General features: G+C 45.8%; 14 protein-coding genes. 9 read left to right on the top strand and 5 right to left on the bottom strand.

Going from position 1 to position 19,910, the window contains the following annotated elements; genetic code table 11:
- Nucleotides 1–60: 60 nt before the first annotated feature.
- The 4 genes from B1A98_RS16480 to ccsB all read right to left on the bottom strand — a co-directional run bounded on the left by B1A98_RS16480 (nt 61) and on the right by ccsB (nt 4,561).
- On the bottom strand, nt 61–942 hold the full coding sequence (locus B1A98_RS16480) for a DMT family transporter (RefSeq protein WP_063384103.1): 882 nt from the start codon (nt 940–942) through the stop codon (nt 61–63).
- A gap of 77 nt (nt 943–1,019) precedes the next feature.
- A complete protein-coding gene (locus B1A98_RS16475) occupies nt 1,020–2,210 on the bottom strand; it encodes a PucR family transcriptional regulator (RefSeq protein ID WP_240492422.1) in 1,191 nt (396 codons plus the stop codon).
- Nucleotides 2,211–2,410: 200 nt separating this feature from the next.
- Nucleotides 2,411–3,190 (bottom strand): sulfite exporter TauE/SafE family protein, encoded by a 780-nt coding sequence (locus B1A98_RS16470; RefSeq protein WP_063384102.1) that lies wholly within the window; start codon nt 3,188–3,190, stop codon nt 2,411–2,413.
- Nucleotides 3,191–3,367: 177 nt separating this feature from the next.
- The gene (ccsB, locus tag B1A98_RS16465) at nt 3,368–4,561 is read right to left on the bottom strand and encodes a c-type cytochrome biogenesis protein CcsB (RefSeq protein WP_063384101.1); all 1,194 of its coding nucleotides are present in this window, start codon (nt 4,559–4,561) and stop codon (nt 3,368–3,370) included.
- A gap of 386 nt (nt 4,562–4,947) precedes the next feature.
- Here ccsB and B1A98_RS16460 point away from each other — a divergent pair, with 386 nt between their 5' ends.
- Nucleotides 4,948–6,237 carry an MFS transporter gene (locus B1A98_RS16460; protein WP_063384100.1) on the top strand — a complete coding sequence of 430 codons (1,290 nt, stop codon included), beginning with the start codon at nt 4,948–4,950 and terminating at the stop codon, nt 6,235–6,237.
- Between the two features lie 197 nt (nt 6,238–6,434).
- Here B1A98_RS16460 and B1A98_RS16455 read toward each other — a convergent pair whose 3' ends face one another.
- Nucleotides 6,435–7,787, bottom strand: a complete 1,353-nt coding sequence (locus B1A98_RS16455; protein ID WP_063384099.1) for an APC family permease — start codon at nt 7,785–7,787, stop codon at nt 6,435–6,437.
- 485 nt (nt 7,788–8,272) lie between these two features.
- Here B1A98_RS16455 and B1A98_RS16450 point away from each other — a divergent pair, with 485 nt between their 5' ends.
- The 8 genes from B1A98_RS16450 (at nt 8,273) to B1A98_RS16415 (ending at nt 19,842) form a co-directional block, all read left to right on the top strand.
- On the top strand, nt 8,273–8,539 hold the full coding sequence (locus B1A98_RS16450; RefSeq protein ID WP_063384098.1) for a hypothetical protein: 267 nt from the start codon (nt 8,273–8,275) through the stop codon (nt 8,537–8,539).
- A 246-nt stretch (nt 8,540–8,785) separates the two neighbouring features.
- The gene (nhaC, locus tag B1A98_RS16445; RefSeq protein ID WP_063384097.1) at nt 8,786–10,234 is read left to right on the top strand and encodes a Na+/H+ antiporter NhaC; all 1,449 of its coding nucleotides are present in this window, start codon (nt 8,786–8,788) and stop codon (nt 10,232–10,234) included.
- A gap of 71 nt (nt 10,235–10,305) precedes the next feature.
- Entirely contained in the window at nt 10,306–11,394 is a 1,089-nt protein-coding gene (locus B1A98_RS16440) for a C45 family autoproteolytic acyltransferase/hydrolase (protein ID WP_082821655.1), read from the top strand.
- Between the two features lie 24 nt (nt 11,395–11,418).
- Entirely contained in the window at nt 11,419–12,696 is a 1,278-nt protein-coding gene (locus B1A98_RS16435) for an NAD(P)/FAD-dependent oxidoreductase (RefSeq protein ID WP_063384096.1), read from the top strand.
- Nucleotides 12,697–12,960: 264 nt separating this feature from the next.
- Nucleotides 12,961–14,331, top strand: a complete 1,371-nt coding sequence (locus B1A98_RS16430; RefSeq protein WP_205632190.1) for a putrescine aminotransferase — start codon at nt 12,961–12,963, stop codon at nt 14,329–14,331.
- A 161-nt stretch (nt 14,332–14,492) separates the two neighbouring features.
- On the top strand, nt 14,493–15,974 hold the full coding sequence (locus B1A98_RS16425) for an aldehyde dehydrogenase family protein (protein WP_063384130.1): 1,482 nt from the start codon (nt 14,493–14,495) through the stop codon (nt 15,972–15,974).
- A gap of 303 nt (nt 15,975–16,277) precedes the next feature.
- Nucleotides 16,278–17,840 (top strand): bifunctional GNAT family N-acetyltransferase/carbon-nitrogen hydrolase family protein, encoded by a 1,563-nt coding sequence (locus tag B1A98_RS16420; RefSeq protein ID WP_063384094.1) that lies wholly within the window; start codon nt 16,278–16,280, stop codon nt 17,838–17,840.
- A 175-nt stretch (nt 17,841–18,015) separates the two neighbouring features.
- Entirely contained in the window at nt 18,016–19,842 is a 1,827-nt protein-coding gene (locus B1A98_RS16415; protein WP_082821654.1) for a sigma-54-dependent Fis family transcriptional regulator, read from the top strand.
- Nucleotides 19,843–19,910 lie beyond the last annotated feature (68 nt).

Genomic DNA, 19,910 nt, shown 5'->3' with positions numbered 1-19,910 from the left:
TCAAAAAGAGCGATACACCTCCCCGCTATTCTGTGTGCGGCAGAAGCCGCCGGCTTCAAATTAGCGCACATTCTTCGCCAATTGTTTTTTCGGAAACGCCGGCTTTGCTTCCGCAATCAAGATGGCCGCCATAATAAGTGTCGCCCCAATCGCCATCCGGGCCGTCAGCACTTCGTTCAAAAATAAAACGGACAGCAGCATGCCGAAAAATGATTCCATCGATAGGATAATGGCCGCCTTGGTGGCTGTTGTATACTGGTGGGCAATATTTTGAAAAAGGTAGGCCAGCGTTGTTGAGAACACAGCCAAATAAGCAATAGAGTAAAGAGCCTCTTTCTCCACTGTGTGAGGTATATCGCCGCGAATCAGCACGACGATAACGCTAATAAGAGAGGCTGTAAAGAACTGCATAATGGTTAGGGAAATAGCATCTTCTTTTTGAACAAACCGGTTCGTATAAAAAATGTCAAAGGCAAAGGCGACCGCGCAAGCAAGAGACAGGGCATCGCCGATATTGATTGTCAAGGGACCTTGCAATGACAAAAAGCCAATCCCTGTAATGGCGATGAATGAGCCGGCCACTTCATAGCGGTCGAGCCGGCGTTTATAAACGAGATATGCAATGAGCGGCACAATCACCACATTGACGGCTGTTAAAAAAGCGTTTTTAGACGGTGTCGTATACTCCAAGCCAACGGTCTGTAAGGCAAAGGCGATATATAAAATGGTGCCTAAGACCGCGCCTTTCCAAATGACCGGCTTTGAGAATGTCCTGAATTTATATCCAAACAGCACGATCAGTATGAGTGTAGCCAAAACAAAGCGCCCGGCCATCACTTGATAAGCATTTAAATAGTCAAGTGCAATGGCAGTGACAACGAAGCCGCTGCCCCACACAATGGCTGTAATCAGCAGCATTCCATCCCCTATATATTGTTTCATTTTTTCTCCTCCTGACTACTACCACCATATCACGAGAAACAGCCTAATGATTTAAGTGATTTTCTAAATTTTTCGTTTTATTTTTGTGCAGATTCCAACACTGCAGGAGATTCCTCCATAGCTTGCTGCAGCAAATACAACTTAACAGCTGCCGATAAATGCTCATAAAAAATGAGTTCGCTGCTCAAAGGCTCAATGAGCTGGCGTATCTTCATCATGCGGTAGCGAATCGTGTTCGGATGGCAGTGCTGGATGGCGGCCGTTTCTTTTACATTGCCTTTTTTCAGTACAAATGTTACCGCTGTATCGAGCAGGTCGCGATCAGCCTTTCCTTCCAACAGCCTTCCCAGGTATGTATGTACATAGTTATTAGCAAATGGCGCATCTTTTCGGTAGAGCTCGATCAGCAGCTGATCAGAAGCAAGCTGTTCATAGTGACAGACAGGGCTCCTGCCGATTTCAGCCATGATGCGCGCGTAATAAGCCTCCCTAACAGAAAGGTGGAGGCTGGTGTGCGTGGAGTGAACCTGGCTGTAGCCAATCGTTAATGAATCGATGGGCAGGGAACAAAGAGCGAGCTGCTCCTTTACCTTTTTTTCGAAGGCCAGCTGTTTGTGATTGCCCGTGAAAAGGATGAAAAGGCTGTTTTTAAATGGAGCCGCCATGCCGGGTTCCAAGAGAGGAGCCAATCGGGATAAAGCAGGCATCCGCTCTATGCTTGCTGTTCCATTCATTTGAATATTGGCTGCACATACATACTTTCCAAACGGCTGATTTATTTTTTGAAGGAAGGCTTGGATGTCACTCTCTGATAGCTCCTCTTCGATAGAGCGTTGCATCATACGCTCCAAAAAGAGAGAATGATCCTTTTTCTTTATATGGCTCATTACCTCCATAATAATGTCTTCAAAAAACTCATCTCCGCCAAAGCGCAAAATAGGGAAGCCCTGTTCATTGGCAAAAGTGAGGACGTTATCGGGCAACTCTTTAAAAATAACAGGCTTATAGGCTAGAGCACTTACTTTTAACTCTATCAGTTTTTTCATCATATCAATTAAACGTTCGGGAGCCTGGCTCGCAAATAATAGGCTGCTCAGGACAAGGCTGCCGGGGTTGAACACAGTATCCCTTACTTGCTCGATACCGGGAGCAAATTCAAAATCTAAAATTTCAACACGTTGGACTCGATTATTTAATGCCTGGCTGCCCGCTGCTACCGAGAAGTCTTTAGTAATAGGCAGCTGCAGCAACTCCTTTACTGTCATCATGACCGATCACCCTTTCCAACCATACAGATATCATGATTATAAAGCATTATGCAAGGAGATAGACGATATATTCGCAATGGCCGGAGCCGCTTGTTTTTTCTGCTGTACAGAACAAAAGGAAGAGGGGCCGAAAGATCGTTTGGCTGAAACGCTTCAAGCTGCCGGGAAGTGCAGCAGCTTGGAAGATCACTGGTTTTGATTTAAGAAAACAGGCGGGTCTGCATATAATCCCAGAAGCTTTTTCCGATGAGGAGGACCGTTATCATAATAAACAGTACTTTTACATAAGAGGCACCGCTTTTTATCGCTACTCTAGACCCTGCCAGAGCGCCCAGCACCATCGCTAGCCCCATGGGAATTCCGTAAAAGAAGTTCACTGAACCAAACGCAATAAATGTAAGGAGTGCGGCTAAATTGCTGCCGAAATTTAACGCTTTTGCATTGCCGGCCGCTTGAACGAAATCAAAGCCCAGCAGCAAAAAAGCAAAAAGCAGAAACGAGCCGGTTCCGGCCCCTAAAAAGCCGTCATAAAATCCGATCACGAAGGCGGCACTAATAATGAACAGCGCCATTTTAAAGGACAGCTGCCTAAAGGTAGATTCCATTCCCCAATCTTTTTTCAGCAGTGTATAGACGGTCACAAGAATAAGAAGAACCAGAATGAGCGGTTTTAAAAATTCAGACGGTATGAGTTGTACGATGTAAACCCCTATGGCAGATCCAATAATGGAAAGAGGAAGCAATTTTAATACAAGCTTCATATGAAGCTTTCCCGAGCGAAGAAAAGAAATCGTGCTTGTCAGGGCTCCCATCGTGGCTGCCAGCTTATTCGTTCCTAATGCGACAGCGGGAGAGAGACCGGTAAACAACAAGGCAGGGATAGAGATTAGTCCGCCGCCGCCTACCACCGCATCAATAAAAGCCGCCGCAAAACCAGCTGCCATCAAAAAAGCTAATAAACCAAAATGAATTTCTTCCATACCATTCCCCTCCAATACGTGTATATTTTAACAGAAAATAACAAGGGGGAGGCAGGTTTTTATGGGTTTTCCGAGGAGAAACAAGGAGCAAATAGGCCTTCTTATGGTTATTTCGCATTTTATCCGGAGGCAAAAGAAAAAGCCCCGTCTCATTGATTTGACGGAGGCCAGATAGGATTACGCATAAGAATGCAATCCTGAAATGATCAAATTGACGAACACTTGATTAAAGATAATAATTCCGAAACCGATCAAGGCCATCCAAGCGGTTCTTTCGCCTTCCCAGCCTTTGCCAATCCTGAGGTGCAGCAAGGCTGCATAAAACAAGAACGTAATAAGTGCCCAAACTTCTTTCGGGTCCCAGCCCCAAAATCGGCTCCAGGCCATTTGCGCCCAAATCATAGCGAATATTAAGCCGCCAAGAGCAAATAAAGGAAATCCGATGACCACTGATCTGTATGTGACCTCATCCATTAAGTCGGCATTTACCTTTTGCGAAAAAGGCTTGATTAAAGAGATCATTTTCCGCTTGGTTATGAGGCGAATGAGCGCATAAACGAGGGAGCCGGTTAGAAATGCCCAAATAATCGTGTTTAGTTTTTTAGCGTCTATGATGACAGGGATTTCAACCAGACCGTTTTTATCGCGCAAAGCCTCTGTGCTGGCCGGTGACTTGACAATAACGGAATCTTTCGGGACAGTAATGGCCGGCAACTGATAGTCATAGACTTCTATTTTTTGCTGGCGGTTTTCAAACATCACATATTTCTTATATCCCGTCACATTAAATGAAGTCGTAATGATGATGAAGCCTAATACAACAGTTAAAAAGTACATCGTTAATTCCAGGAAAAAAGCTTGTTTGCTTTTTTGGCTCACATCAATCGTTTTTAATAAAAATATGAATCCGGTAACGAAGGATATAGATAAAATAGCGCTTGAAAAAGCGACAGTCATCACATGGATAGTCAGCCATTTACTCTGTAAAGCAGGAATAAGCGGAGAAATTTCTTTGGAAAAAGCGTTGGCGTAACCAAGAATGAGCAGAGCTATTGGAAGAACAAAAAGCCCCATGACACGTTGGCGGTAAAGATAGTACATAATCAAGAAGCTGCCCACCAGCATGATTCCAAAGAAGGTCATAAATTCATAAAGATTACTTACAGGGGCATGCCCTGAAACATACCATCTGCTTATAAAGTAAAATAATTGCAAGACAAAGCCTGCTATGGTTAAGGCAAGCCCGATTCTGGCAAAAGCTTTCTTTTTTGATTTTACTGATAAACCCCAAGGGACAATAGCAATTAAATAAATGAAAAAAGAAATATACAGTGCGGTGCTGCTTAATTCAATGAACGAAACGCCGGACATTTAAATCCCTCCCCAAGCCTTTGGCAAGGCGGCAGATAGCTTGGTATCTGCTAATTTCCTTCACACATTTTTGAATATAAAACCAGTATATCTTTCATTGTTCCATTTTTGTAAATATATGTGTGAAAGTTGTGTGTCTCTCATTAGGGCAGATTAACCGTATATACTTTTGTAAGGGAAGCAGCCATATTCGGTGGATCTCAGCAAGGCTGCCGCTCTTGATTTTTTTCATATTTACCCTGGTGGGTTTATAGAGTAGAATGAAACAGAGCATCATTTAGTGGCAGTATTCTGCTATTAATGTAATAGAATGACAGTGTTAAAAAAACAGTAGGATCAAACAAAGTAAAAGCATAAAAGAAAAGGGTTAGAAGGAAGGGACAGGGATGGAGTACAAAAGTAGGGATTCAGCTGCAGTCCAAGAGCAACCGGCTTGGCTGCAAAGTTATATACATTCTCCGGAGAAGCAGAACAAGCTGTACCGGCGGACGTTAATGATCGTCGTGCTGTCGCAAATTTTTGGAGGAGCCGGGCTTGCTGCCGGCATTACGGTTGGCGCTCTGCTCGCCCGCAGCATGTTAGGCACAGAGGGCTTTGCGGGGGTTCCAACAGCTCTGTTTACTCTTGGCTCTGCTGGAGCTGCGCTGTTAGTCGGAAGGCTGTCCCAGCGTTTTGGTCGTCGTCTCGGCTTAGCTGCCGGTTTTTTGGCTGGCGGTTTGGGAGCCATTGGGGTAGTTCTTGCCGCAGTCACAGATAACCTTATCCTGCTTTTTGCTTCCTTGCTGATTTATGGTTCCGGCACGGCGACCAATTTGCAGGCGCGCTATGCAGGAACCGATTTAGCAGCTTCTACCAAAAGGGCAACGGCTGTCAGCATCGCCATGGTATCTACGACGCTTGGTGCGGTTGCCGGTCCCAATCTCGTCGGTATTATGGGCGAGTTTGCCATGTCTATAGGTGTTCCTGCTTTAGCCGGGCCCTTTATTTTGGCCGCTGCTGCTTATACGCTCGCAGGTTTGGTGATTTTCTTTTTGCTTCGTCCAGATCCTTTGATCGTCGCAAAAGCAGTTGGAGAAGAACAAAAAGCCTTCTCGTCTGCAGAGGCGGGGCAACTGGCCACCGACCGCCGAGGCGTTGTTGTCGGTGCCGCAATTATGATTCTGACTCAACTCGTGATGGTGGCGATTATGACGATGACCCCTGTTCATATGGGACATCATGGCCACCATTTGAACGAGGTGGGGCTCGTCATTGGCATCCATGTCGGCGCCATGTACCTTCCTTCGCTCGTAACTGGCCTTCTTGTTGATAAGGCGGGACGTACAGCGATGGCTGTTGCTTCTGGGGTTACATTGCTTGCTGCCGGTCTTTTAGCGGCTTTCGCTCCTGCGGATTCGCTGTTCTTGCTGATTGCCGCACTTGCCTTGCTCGGGCTCGGCTGGAACTTTGGGCTGATTAGCGGAACCACATTAATCGTTGATGCCACTCTGCCGTCTGACCGTGCGAAGGTTCAAGGGACAGTCGATGTGCTGGTTGCTTTGTCTGGAGCGACCGGCGGAGTGCTTTCCGGCATAATAGCTGCTTATTCAAGCTATGCTGCCCTTTCGCTTCTTGGCGGCTTGCTGTCGCTGTTGCTTGTTCCTGTTGTTATCTGGGCGCGGAGAAATCCTTCCTGAAATGGATTGGAAGCTGCCGCTCGGCCATCAAAACTGCCTGAACGTTTTTATTTCAAGAAGAAGGCAGTCAAAGAGACCGTCCCAAAAAGATCCTCTCTCATGATCTTTTGGGGCGGTCTCTTTGTTCTTCTTCAAAACAGGCGGAGAACAATCCGCCTGCTTTGATTTCAGAGACGTATGGACAGCTCCTTCATCTGTTATAAGGAAGCCGATTTTTCTTCCTCCATATGAATGTCAGACAGTTTGGTTTTAGAAAACTTCATCAGGAACAGCATGTACACCACACCAATACTGACCCAAACGAGTCCGGCTATCAGCGCATCCATGTGCAGGTGATACCATAAGATGCCGGTTAAGCCTGCCCCGATAAGAGGCATAATCAAGTAAGAGAAAATATCTTTTGGTGTTTTGTATTTCTTTTGCTTGAATACAAAGTAAGCGATAACAGATAGATTCACGAATGTGAAAGCAATCAGCGCGCCAAAGTTAATGACCGCTGAGATTAATTCCAAGCTTGGAGCAATGGCAAGCAATGAAACAACTCCGACAAATATGACGTTGAAGGCAGGTGTCCGGAATCGCGGATGAATGTAACCGAACATCTTGCGAGGCAGCACGCCGTTTCGGCCCATTACATAAAGCAGGCGGGAGACGCTGGCATGAGAGGCAAGCCCCGATGCCACAGTGGCCGCAAAAGCTCCCGACAGGAAAAAGAGCTTAAAGATCGATCCGCCGACGAATAAGCCGATTTCCGGCAATGTATCGTCTGTTACTTTAAAGCCCGACAAGTCCGGGAACAGAGCTTGGGCAAAGTAACTGCAAACAAAGAAAATTCCTCCGCCAATCAGTACTGTAAGCATAATGGCTTTGGGCATAATCTTCTGATCAACAGCTTCTTCGGTGTACATCGTCACCGCATCAAACCCGATAAAGGAGAAACACACGACAGTCGCTCCTGTTAAAATGGCCGTCAGATGAATGTCGGCATGGAATAACGGCTGAGTCGTAAAAATCGTTCCTTGCCCCATTCCGCTCGATAACTGTTTGAAGGCAAGCACTAAAAAAGCTCCGATTAAGACGACCTCAAAAACGACGAGAAGGGAATTCAGCCCGGATGTTTTCCCCATTCCCCACATATTAATGGCGGTAATGATGACTACATAGACAACCACCCAGATCCATGAAGGAATATCAGGAAAAACAGATTCCATATAAAGACGGATAATAAGGGCATTAATCATGGGAAGCAGCAAATAATCCAATAAGGAAGCCCAGCCGACTAAAAAGCCGAGCAGAGGGTTCATTGTTTCTCTCGTATACGTATAGGCAGATCCTGCGCTTGGAAATACCTGAACCATTTTTCCATAACTAATAGCTGTAAATAACATAACGATTAAAGCGGCGATGTAGGCGAGGGGGACCACTCCGTTTGTTTCTTTGGAAACGATTCCAAATGTGTCAAACACAACAGTAGGCGTCATGTAGCCCAGCCCGAGACCGACAATAGCCCAAAGTCCAAGGGAACGTTTCAGTGTATGGTTTTCTGACATGTATTCACTCTCCTTTTTATTCCTAAGTTGTTCAAATCATTATTTAAAGAGTCATATTTCTTGAAAATTCAGAAATATGGAGAGGTTTTAAGGCGATGGTCCAGTCCTGTATACGTCCTCCCTCCTTTGGTTTCTGCCTTAAAAGTTCCTTTGTTGTATACTGTTGCAATTTTTGCGCCAATTGATCTCATCCGTCTGTGAAAACCGTTTATTTATTTAAATAAGCACTAAAGTTGTCAAACGTTGAAGAAAATATAGGAAAAAGAACGCTCTTTTTCTATGAAATATTGCATAATTTAGTTTATTTTGCATAAAAACAGCTGGCTGCGCGTTTATTATTGGCAAATACAGGTAAAAAGCTCTATGGTCGAGAAGAGGTAGGGCTTCTTCATCCGTGTGCAAGAAGGTGACCTGACCCGCTGCTCTTATGGTGCAATCTTTGCATAGGTGCTGTTCGTTTTGATTTTTTATAGGAAAGGTACTCTTTGGCAAATGAAACAAATTGCTTGATAGCTAATCATGCGTGCCTTTCTTTCTCATCCTTCCGCTTTAAACAGGCGGTTGGACATCCGGGGATATCTATTCAAGCACTTGCGGAAAAAGTTGTGCCCGCCGAAAGCGTCTGTTTTCACCCCTATCAGCCTGTTTTAGAGAAGAAAGCAGAGGGGCCGACCTGCAATGGTCCGCAGACGAGCCATCATCAAAACAATAATCAGCGGCAAGAACTTCTCATTGTTAAGAAATCGTTATAAAAATTGCGAAAGGAGTGTGCAGACAGCTGAGGGCTGAGAAAACAGCCTGCATTTGCCACGGAAGGATCCGTTCATTGTTTAGGCTTCTTATAAATGAGAAACATGGAGCCGTTAGTCGAGGAAAATAGCGGTTTTTTATTGGTATGTATTTTGCATTTATATGTAAGCGCTTTACTGATCTCGATAAAGCCGGTTTTAGCTTAGTCAAATGCCGATTGCGAAACAAATGAAGAGAGGGGTAACGATATGAAAGAAAACGTTAAGAAAAAGGTGAAAAAGCCTTCTATATGGCTGGCTTTAGTGCCGGTTTTATTTATGGTCGTTTCTTTATCTGTATCTGTTATCAAGTTTGAAGCAGAACCGCACATTCCGCTGTTTCTAAGCACGATTGTCGCTGCGGTGATTGCGGTACGGCTAGGGCACAGCTGGACAGACATTGAAAAAAGCATTTTAAAAACGATCATGCTGTCGCTTCAAGCGATTCTTATTTTAATGATTATTGGAACGCTGATGGGCACCTGGCTGGCAGGAGGCATTGTGCCGACCATGATCTATTATGGCTTGGAAATCATTTCACCGGCTTATTATTTGCTTGCCGCCTGCTTAATTTGCTGCATTGTCAGCATGGCAGCTGGAAATGCATGGTCAGCTGCAGGAACAGTCGGCATTGCGCTCATGGGAATTGGACAAGGGTTGGGTGTTCCTCTGCCAATGGTGGCAGGGGCGATTGTTTCCGGTGTTTACTTTGGAGATAAGATGTCCCCTTTGTCTGAAACCACCAATTTGGCCCCGGCGGTTGTCGGCATCGGCTTGTTTGATCATATTCGGAATATGATTTATACAACGGGCCCGGCATTGGTGATTGCTCTCATTTTATATGGAATTCTTGGCATTAAATATTTTGGAGAAGGGTCCCGTGTCAATGATGTCGAGCTTATTCAAAGCATTCTGACCGATCAATTTATTATTTCTCCGTTACTGCTGATTCCGCCTCTCTTTATTATTGTCATACTTGTGCTTAAGATTCCTGCGATACCTGGGCTGACAATCGGGTCCATTGCAGGCGCTTTGTGCGCACTATTCGTGCAAGGAGCCGGACTGAACGATGTCATCGCTGCTATGCACACCGGTTTTGCGGCTGATACTGGCAATGTGATTACAGATGAGCTGCTTAACCAAGGCGGAATTGAAAATATGATGAGCATGATTGCGCTTGTACTGATCGCTATGAGTTTTGGAGGCGTGCTTGAGAAAGCGCAGATTCTAGAAACCATTGTGCAGGCGTTAGTGAGCAGAATAAAAAGAACCGGCAGCTTAATTGCTACTACAGTGGTTACTTGCTTTTCAGCTAACGCTGTCGGGTGTGAACAATACATGTCAATTATTATTCCAGGACGCATGTACTTATCGGAATATAAAAAAAGAGGCCTTCATCCGAAGGTATTGGCCCGTACACTGGAAGATGCAGGCACGATGAGCTCGCCGCTCATTCCTTGGACAACATGCGGGGTCTTTATGCTCGGTGTGCTCGGCGTAAGTGCCTTTGAATATGCACCCTATGCATTCCTTGCTTGGATTAGCCCGATCATCGCTGTTATTTATGGCTATTTCAATATTAAGATTGATCGGATTCCAGCTGAAAGCGGACAGAAGAGTGAAGGGCTTGTAAGAACGATGGATAAAATGGCTCCTTGATTCATCTAATAAATAGTAAGCGGCAAGATGATGGATTCTAATTTTTAGAATATTTAGTTAGTGGTGATGAGATGATTAAAAAAATTTATTTGCAGGGCTCTTATCGGGAAATAGGAAGAAAACATGGGTTAGAAGGGAAAAGAGAAGTGCTGAACAGTCTGGAAACCTACGAAACGCTTTTCTATGACTACAGCCAGATCCGCTGGAAAGAAGCAAGGGAGCTGGCGCTAAAGCACATCGAGGCAATTTCCCGGCATGACAGTGATTTAATTGAAGAGATGGAAGGGGTGGCTGCGGGAGCTGGCGTGGATTTTGAAGATATTTTAGCTTTAAATGCCCGGAGTGAAATCGCATTATCCGGCCAATATACCCGGTTTGCGGATGGCTGCACAGCTATCGGGGTAATGCCTCCGGTTTCTTCTGACATTATCATCGGGCAAAACTGGGATTGGAAGCCGGTCCAGTCGAAAAGTCTTCTGTACACGGAAATAGAACAGAAAGGCAAGCCGGCGATCCGCATGATAACAGAAGGCGGGATGATCGGAAAAATAGGCTGCAATTCCGCTGGCATTGGTGTTTGTTTGAATGCGCTGTTAACGGATAGAAAGTCGGACCGTCTTCCGGTGCATGTAGGCTTAAGAAGTGTGCTGAATTCTTTTACTTATTCGGAAGCCCTTTTAAAAATAGACAAAGGCGCTATCGCTTCTGCCGCAAATTTTTTAATCGGGTCAGCTGAAAACGAAAACGGTCTCGTGATGAACGTGGAGGTAAGTCCTGCTGGGATGGACGTAGAGGAAAGCGCGGACGGCTCTATTGTACACACCAACCATATTTGTTCCCCGTTGATCCAATCATATATCACCGATCTGAATGATTCGATTGAGACCGATTCTATGATAAGGATGAAACGGGCACAGGACCTGATACGGCTGCACAGGGGCCAAAATAAAAAAGTGAAAGAGGCCAGCTTTAAAGAATGGCTGGCAGATCAATATAATTCTCCGGATTCTATCAATCACTTTAGCAATGAGAAACTTCCTCCTCACAGACGAATGGAAACTGTTTTTTCAATTATTATGAATCTCTCATCAAAAAAGATGTATGTTTGTGCCGGGAAGCCTTCACAGGAGCCGTATATAGAAATGCAGGCGGAACGGTAAGCGGAAAGAAGGAAGGGGAAGCGCGTGAAGCAACTGTCGTTATGGGAAGCGACTGAAAAAGGGAGAAAGCATCGGGAAAAGCTGGCAGGTGACCGGACATGTGACGTGGTAATCGTTGGCGGGGGGTTTTCGGGGTTATCGGCAGCGTATCATTTACAGAAGCAGGGATGCGAAACGGCTGTTCTTGAAAGAGGAAGGATTGGCAGCGGGGCCAGCGGAAAAAATGGGGGACAAATACTGACTGGCTATGTGCTTTCTATGAGCAAGCTGATAAAAAAATACGGGCTGCCGACGGCCAAACAAATGCTGCAACTGACATTGGATTCGATTGATTTAATTGAGGAGATTATTAAAAAGAATAATATTTCATGCGGCTTTCATCGAGAAGGGCATTTTCAAGCGGCCTATAAGCCGGCGCATGTAGAGTGGTTAAAAAGGGAACAAGATGTTCTGCAGCGCGATTTCGGCTACGAAGTGAAAATCATCGGGAAACAAGAGATGCAGCAGGAATTAGACAGCTCTTTTTATACAGGAGGCAGCATTGATGACAAGAGCGCGATTTTTCATCCGCTGAATTATGCGCTCGCTTTAGCTAATCTGGCAGAGGAGCAGGGAGGCATCATTTATGAAGAAACAGAAGCTCTTCAACTTGCCAGGCATTCCAATGGAAAAATTAAGGTAACCACAACTGAAGGCAGCCTAACAGCCGACCAAATTGTCCTTGTGACAAATGCTTATTCTGGCAATTTGCATCCAGCAATCAGCCGATCAGTGATCCCGGTGGAAAGCATTATGATTGCGACGGAGCCGCTGCCTCCTGATTTGTTAAAGCGGTTAATTAAGAAAAACCGAGGGATATATGACACGAAAAACCTGCTGTATTATTTTCGAAAAACTGACGATCACCGTTTGGCGTTTGGCGGCTCAGGAAGAACGGCCGGCCGGCGGGAGGCCAAACAGCTGTTTTCGCAGCTGCATGACGGAATGATCCGGGTATTTCCGGATTTAAAAGAGTTTCGTATTGAGTATCAATGGAGCGGAAAAGTGGCGTTTACTAAAGAAAAGGTGCCTTATATCGGCCAGCTGGCCGATGGCACTCACTTCGCCTTTGGGTATGCCGGGCATGGAGCAGCCATGTCAACGCTGATGGGAAAATTAATTGCCGCTAATGTCATGAAGACGGGGGAAGGAAAAAATCCGCTGGAGAAAACAGCTTTAACTCCTATTCCTTTTTATCATCAGCACGCCAAAGCTGTTAGCGTAATGAAGTACTATTACCGGCTGCTCGATAAACTTTTTTAATGTAACCTAAACTGTCCGCATAGGGGCAGTTTTTTTGTTAATGAATGAAGCAACTTATCAATTTTGATAAATATTTATCAATAATGAGAAAAGAGAAGAAATCGTCATAAAAGCGATCTACTTTTCGGCTGTTGTCATTAAAAATACGGCAGGTTTCTCAAATATGAGAAAGAAGGGAGAAGAAAAACGCTGGTTTTATCCGCTTTGAAGGTTGGCACAGCAGTTGCATTAATAGAGAGGAAGGTATGAACATATCATGAGGGGATGAAAAAGATGAGAAAATCAAATGAAGAAGCACTTCAGATTGCGACCGAAATTTTAGAACTGATTGAAAGTGATTCACTTAGCGAGGAGCAAAAAGAGCAGATTATCGAGGACTCCATTTATAACTTCACCCATTTTGTCAACAAGGCGATCCTGAATCACCGGAAAGCGGCTTCTACGGATTTTTCATTTGTTGAGTGGGAGGATGAGAAAGCCATCTTCCGCGATACGAAAAACAGGGAGTTTATCGATTGCCTTGGAGGCTATGGGGTTTACTTGCTCGGGCATCGCCATCCGAAGGTCGTCAAGGCGGTGGAGGCCCAATTAAAACGATATGCTCTTCACAGCCAGGAATTGGTAGATCCGCTGCGCGGCTATTTATCGAAGCTTGTAGCCGCCATTACCCCAGGAGACATGCAGTACACCTACTTCACGAACTCAGGTGCCGAGGCGAATGAGATGGCTCTTAAATTAGCCCGGCTTTCCACAGGCAAAACGCATTTTATTTCCACTGTCAATGGATTCCACGGAAAAACATTTGGCGCTCTTTCTTCATCCGGCAAGGCAGTATTCAGGGAGCCGTATTTGCCGCTTGTTCCAGGATTTCACCATGTGCCGTTTGGTGACGCAGAGGCGATGGAACAAGCGATTAAACAATTGGAAGCAACAGGAGAAAAGGTAGCCGGCATCATCGTAGAGCCGATTCAGGGAGAAGGAGGCATCAACATTCCGCCGGAGGATTATTTTCCGAGATTAAGAGACATATGTGATGCACATGGCTGTTTATTGATTGTCGATGAGATTCAAACCGGAATGGGGAGAACAGGTACATTATTCGGCATTGATCACTGGAAGGTTGTACCCGATATCATGACACTTGGCAAGGCCTTCGGCGGCGGAGTCATGCCGATTACCGCCATGGTCGCCCGTCCTCATGTCTGGAAGAAGATGGAGGAAAATCCATTCCTGCTCGGCTCTTCGACATTTGGCGGAAATCCTCTTTGCTGCGCCGGAGCCATTGCTGGAATTAAGACGATCTTAGAAGAGAATATTGTTGAACAAGCCCGGGAAAAAGGCGACTATATTTTAGAAAAATTAGCTGAGATTCAACAGCGCTATCCAGAGGTCATGGTTGCTGTCCGCGGAAAAGGATTGTTAATTGGAATGGAATTTGCGACGAATGAAATCGGCTTTGAGCTGGCGAAACGATTATTTAATGATCAGATCCTTGTGGGAGGCACGCTAAATAATGCAACGGTGATCCGCATTGAGCCACCTGCTGTTATTACGTACGAACAGATGGATACCGTGATCGATGCAATTGACAAGCATGTGGCTCACCTTGCCAAAAAGCCGGCGGTTACCAGTTAATTTACCGCTCTTATTTGGAACATAGAACTTGCTATCAGGCTGATTGCGAAGGTTTCCTGGCGAGGCAAGCAGCACAGCCTGAGGCTTTGTTTTAAATAAAGGAGGAAGGAGACAGATAGGCAATGAGCCAAATCGAAAAAGCTATAAAAATCGGGGCGTGGATGGATGAGGAGAATGTCAGGAAGTTATATATAAACGGCGAATGGATCAAGCCGGTTAATGGGGAAACCATGCCTGTTATTAATCCAGCTACCGGCGAGACGATTGCGGTAGCAGCGGCAGCCACGGAAAAAGATACTGAAAAAGCGATTCGTGCGGCGCGAACTGCCTTTGATCAAGGCAGCTGGCGCTCTGCCTCTGCCCATCAGCGGGCGGCCCTGCTGATGGAATTAGCCGCTAAAATTGAAGAGCATCAAGAAGAGCTTGCCCAAATGGAAACAGCCAACAACGGCAAAACATTAAAGGAGGCCCGGGGGGATGTGGCAGAGGCAGTCAAAACATTCCGGTATTATTCGGGATTGGCGACGAAGCCTTCGGGAGAAACCTTTGAGACCGAAGCGCCCCTCGTTTCCCGGGTGGTGAGAGAGCCGATCGGAGTGTGCGGACAAATTATTCCGTGGAATTATCCGCTGTTGATGGCCGCTTGGAAGCTGGCGCCGGCGCTTGCTGCCGGCAACACGTGTATCTTAAAACCTTCGGAACTCACGCCGCTTACTGCTATCCGCCTATTTGAGCTTATAGATGAAACCGGCTTTCCGAAGGGAGTCGTGAATTTGATCAATGGGACCGGTCCGAGCGCCGGACATTCGCTTGTGACCAGCCCCCTGGTAGACAAGATTGCTTTTACAGGCGGTACCGTTACCGGAAAAAGAATAATGAAGGAAGCAGTAAGCAACTTGAAAAAGGTGTCCCTTGAATTGGGCGGAAAATCACCAAATATCATTTTTGCCGACGCTGATTATGAAAGCGCTTTAGATTATGCCGCATTCGCCATTTTTAACAATTCCGGGCAGGTGTGTTCAGCCGGCTCCCGTTTGCTGGTAGAAAGGAGCATTTATGATCGGTTCGTGCAGGATTTAACAGAAGCGGCTCAAAAAATCCGGGTCGGCAACGGTGCCGATCCTGCCTCGCAAATGGGACCGGTCATTAGCAAGCAGCACATGGAAAAAATAGAAAAGTATATCGCCATTGGCCGCCAAGAAGGGGCCAAGCTTGCCTGTGGAGGACGCCGCCTGCTGGATCAGGGACGTGACAGAGGCTATTTTATCGAGCCGACTATATTTATAGATGTGGATCCGCAGGCAACTGTCGCCCGGGAAGAAATTTTTGGTCCTGTTCTCTGCGTCCTTCCTTTTGAGACAGAAGAAGAGGCGCTGGGCCTCGCCAATGATTCTCCTTATGGTTTAGCCGCAGGAATTTTCACATCGGATAGCGCCAAGGCTGAGCGGATGGCCAAATCCATCCGGGCTGGAGTGACATGGATTAATACGTATGAACAAAATCTGGTGGAGGGGCCTTGGGGCGGTTATAAAGAAAGCGGGCTCGGACGGGAGCTCGGCACGTACGGATTCGAGGAATATACGGAGGTCAAGCAAATTATTAACACATTAAAGGTCGAGCCGACAGGCTGGTTTGCCGACTAATGGAGATTGAAAGAATATAAGAGATAAGAAGGGGCTCTTTTTGCAGCAGATATCTGTAAAAGGAGCCTCTTCTTTCCTCGTCCGCCTGGCAAGAGCACGCCCGTGTGCTAAAAAAGCTGGAATAAAGTCAAACAGTGAGGCATACGCATTGAATGAGGAAGTGTAGGCAAAACCGCTGTTCCGTTCAATTCACAATGGGACAGGCTCTGCAAATGCAAATAAAAACTCATTCATAAGGAGGCAGCCGGGTGCGGGCTGAAGCACCAGCCTTATCTCCCGGTTTAAAAAGAAAGGGCGGTTTCTATGCCAGGTAAAAAACCATCAAACTTTGATAAGAAAATCATTGTCCGCAACATTCGATCAGATGACTTTCCTGAAATTATCGAGTTATCCAAGATTGCTTTTCCGCAAATGGAGCCTTGGGAAGTGCAGCATTTAGAGAGCCATCTGAAAATATTCCCAGAAGGGCAGTTTTGTGTGGAGTATGGCGGACGAATTATCGGTTCGTGTTCAAGTTTGATTGTGGATTTTGAAGAGTATGATGACGATCATAGTTTTGATGAGATCACAGACGATGGATTTATAAGAAATCATGATCCGAACGGCTTGCATTTATATGGGATTGATGTGGCTGTGCATCCGGATTTTCGGGGGATGAAAATAGGTCAGCGGCTGTATGAGGCAAGGAAGCAGCTGTGCAGGGAAAGAAATTTAAAAAGCATTATCATCGGCGGAAGAATTCCTAATTACAGCAAGCATGCGGATCGGTTAACGGCCAGGGAGTATGTAGACGAAGTAATGAAACAAAACCTGTACGATCCCGTTCTCACCTTTCAGATGATGAATGGCTTTGTACTGAAAAGGGTGAACGCTAATTATTTATTGGATGATCAAGCGTCGTTGAAAAACGCCACCTTAATGGAATGGTACAATGTCGACTATTTGCCGAAAGCTCAGCATCATTATAAAAGGTCTTTCCCGGTAAGAATTTCCGTCGTGCAATATATGATGAAGCAAATCCATTCCTTTGAGGATTTTGCGAGCCAGTGTGAATACTTTATTGACGCCAGTGCCAATTTTCGATCGGATTTTGCTGTTTTTCCAGAGGCTTTTACGATGCAGCTTTTATCCTTTCTCGGAGAGGATATTCCCAGCTTGCAGGTAAAGAAGCTCACCAGTTTTACAGAACAATATATCCGGACATTTACGGACCTTGCGATTAAGTATAACGTCAATATTGTTGGCGGCTCTCATTTTGTAGAGGAGAATCATTCGATTTACAACATTGCTTATTTGTTCCGGCGTGATGGTACGGTGGACAGGCAGCGCCAAATTCATATCCCAGCCGATGACCGCAAATGGTGGGGCATCCAGCCGGGCAATGATATCCATGTGTTCGATACTGATTGCGGGAAAATCTCAATGTTAGTCAGCTATGATATTTTATTTCCCGAGCTGGCGCGCATCGCTGCTGATAAGGGAGCCCAAATTATTTTCACTCCCTTCTCAACAGAGGATCAGCAAGGCTATTTAAGAATCAGGTATTGCTCGCAGGCGCGGGCCATTGAGAACCAAGTGTACACGGTTATTGCGGGTACGGCCGGAAATTTAACACATGTGCCTCATATGGACGTACAGTACGCGCAATCCGGCATTTTTTCGCCATGTGATTTCACTTTTCCGGAAAAGGGCGTGGTCGGTGAGTGCAACCCGAACATTGAAACCATCATCGTCGGGGAAGTAGATCTGGAAACGCTGCGAAGAAGCCGGAATATCGGTACGGTTACACCCGTGAAAGACAGGAGAAGAGAGCTTTATGATCTGGAAAGCAAAAAGCTGGAAGTCATGGAAACAGAGCAAGCATAGCTGATTGCGCCTATCTGTAAAAAGGAGCCGAATCCAGAGATTGTGTTTCATGCCCTTTGGAGACAGCTCCTTTTTGAGGGAAGGCCATACATATTCCGGTTAGGCCCTTAAGAGGATTTTTTCATTGAAAAGAGAAGTTAGTCAGTATGAATTCCTAATGAACAGGAGTGAGGGCGTGACTTTTTTACAAGGGATACAGGAGCTGGTTCAACAGGTGGCTGACGCTATATCAGCTGCATTGAAGGTGGAAGCGGAAATAGTGGATGAAACGATGACTGTCATGGCCGGCACAGGAGAATGCCGAAAGCGGGTCAACACCATCGAAGAAGGCGGAAAAAAGGAAGCCGGCTATGTATATGGGCGCGTACTCATTACAAAACAGGCTTTTGTCGTCGAAGATGCCCGCAATGATCCGATGTATGATCCGCTCGTTGACACGGGGGAGCTGGAGGAAGTGGCGGAAATTTGCTGCCCAATTCTGTATAAAGAGAAGGCAATTGGAGTCATTGGGTTATTGGCGTTTAACCAGGAGCAGCATAGCCGCCTCATTAAGAATAAACAGCAAATGTTAAACTTTTTGTGGCGCATGTCTGAACTGATAACTGGGAAAGTAGCTGAAAAAGAAGCGGCCAATCAACTGCTCTTAACAAAGAATAAATTAAACACTATTTTAGAATCCATTCAGGACGGCATTCTTGCGATTGATCATTGCGGAACGGTCACCCATTGCAATTCTACCGTCGAACTGCTTCTGGATACTCCGAAAGATCAAATGGTGGGCAAGCCGCTGAAATGGGTTTTGCCAGAATCGCCGATGCTGTCTGTTTTAGAATCCGGCAGGGGATACACGGAAAAAGAAGAGATTTATCAAACAGCTAAACAACATTTCCATTTTGTTGTCACAGCCACCCCCATTTTCAATCAGAATCATATTTATGGAGTTGTCGCTTCCATTCGCAAAATGTCAGATGTCAGAAAGCTGGCCTATTCGTTGACCGCAGGGGAGCTCGATTTATCCTTTGCTGAAGTAAAGGGGAAAAGCAATGTGATCAAAAGCTTAAAGCAGCAAGCGATGAAAGTGAGCAATAGCCATTCTAATATTTTACTCACGGGCGAGAGCGGCACAGGAAAAGGGGTATTTGCCATGGCTATTCACAATGCCAGCAATAGAGCCTCGGGCCCTTTTATCTCTGTTAATTGCGGCTCTATCCCGGAAACCTTGCTTGAGAGCGAATTGTTCGGCTATGCCAAAGGAGCGTTTACCGGCGCCAATAAGGAAGGGAAAATCGGCAAGTTCGAGATGGCCGATGGCGGCACCATTTTTCTAGACGAAATTGGCGACCTTCCCTTGCATTTGCAGGTCAAGCTTTTGCATGTGCTTCAGCATAAAAAGGTAGAACGGGTAGGCGGGGGGCAGCCTCTGCCAGTTGACATTAAAGTAATTGCCGCCACGAATCAAAACCTGGAGAAAATGGTGAAGGAAGGGGAGTTTCGAGCGGATTTATATTTCCGGTTAAACGTCATTCCGCTTTATCTGCCGCCGCTGCGCGAGAGGAAAGTGGATATTCCTATTTTAATGAATCATTTTCTGTCTAAGCACACGGCTTCTTTGCGAAAGAATATTTATGGATTTGATCCGCATGTGATTGAGTTGTTTCAAAATTATAATTGGCCCGGGAATGTACGAGAGTTGGAAAACGCCGTGGAATATGCAGTGAATATGGAACAGTCTAACCGTATTACGGTTCAGAGTGTGCCGGGACGGATACTTGAACAAAAAAATATCCCTTCTGAGCCTTCTTCCCTGAAAGCGATGCTGAGCCTTCATGAAAAGGAAATTCTGCAGGATATGCTAAGAAAGTACGGCCATTCAGTAAAGGCAAAAAAGCAGATTGCTGCCCGGTTAAATATCAGCCTTGCCACCTTGTATCGGAAGCTGGAAGAGAGCGGCTTGCAAAGCGCTTCTTTTCCGGCGGGCTACTCTCCTTTCACACATACTTAAAGAGACAGAATAACAAGACCGCAAAACCGCCAGCGGTCTTGTTTTGTTGTCTTCGTTTCCAGCGTATA

The sequence above is a fragment of the Pseudobacillus badius genome, from assembly GCF_002189605.1.
Lineage (GTDB): Bacteria > Bacillota > Bacilli > Bacillales > Domibacillaceae > Pseudobacillus > Pseudobacillus badius.
Note: the sequence above shows the minus strand (reverse complement) of the source record. Positions and strands in the feature narration are given on the sequence as shown.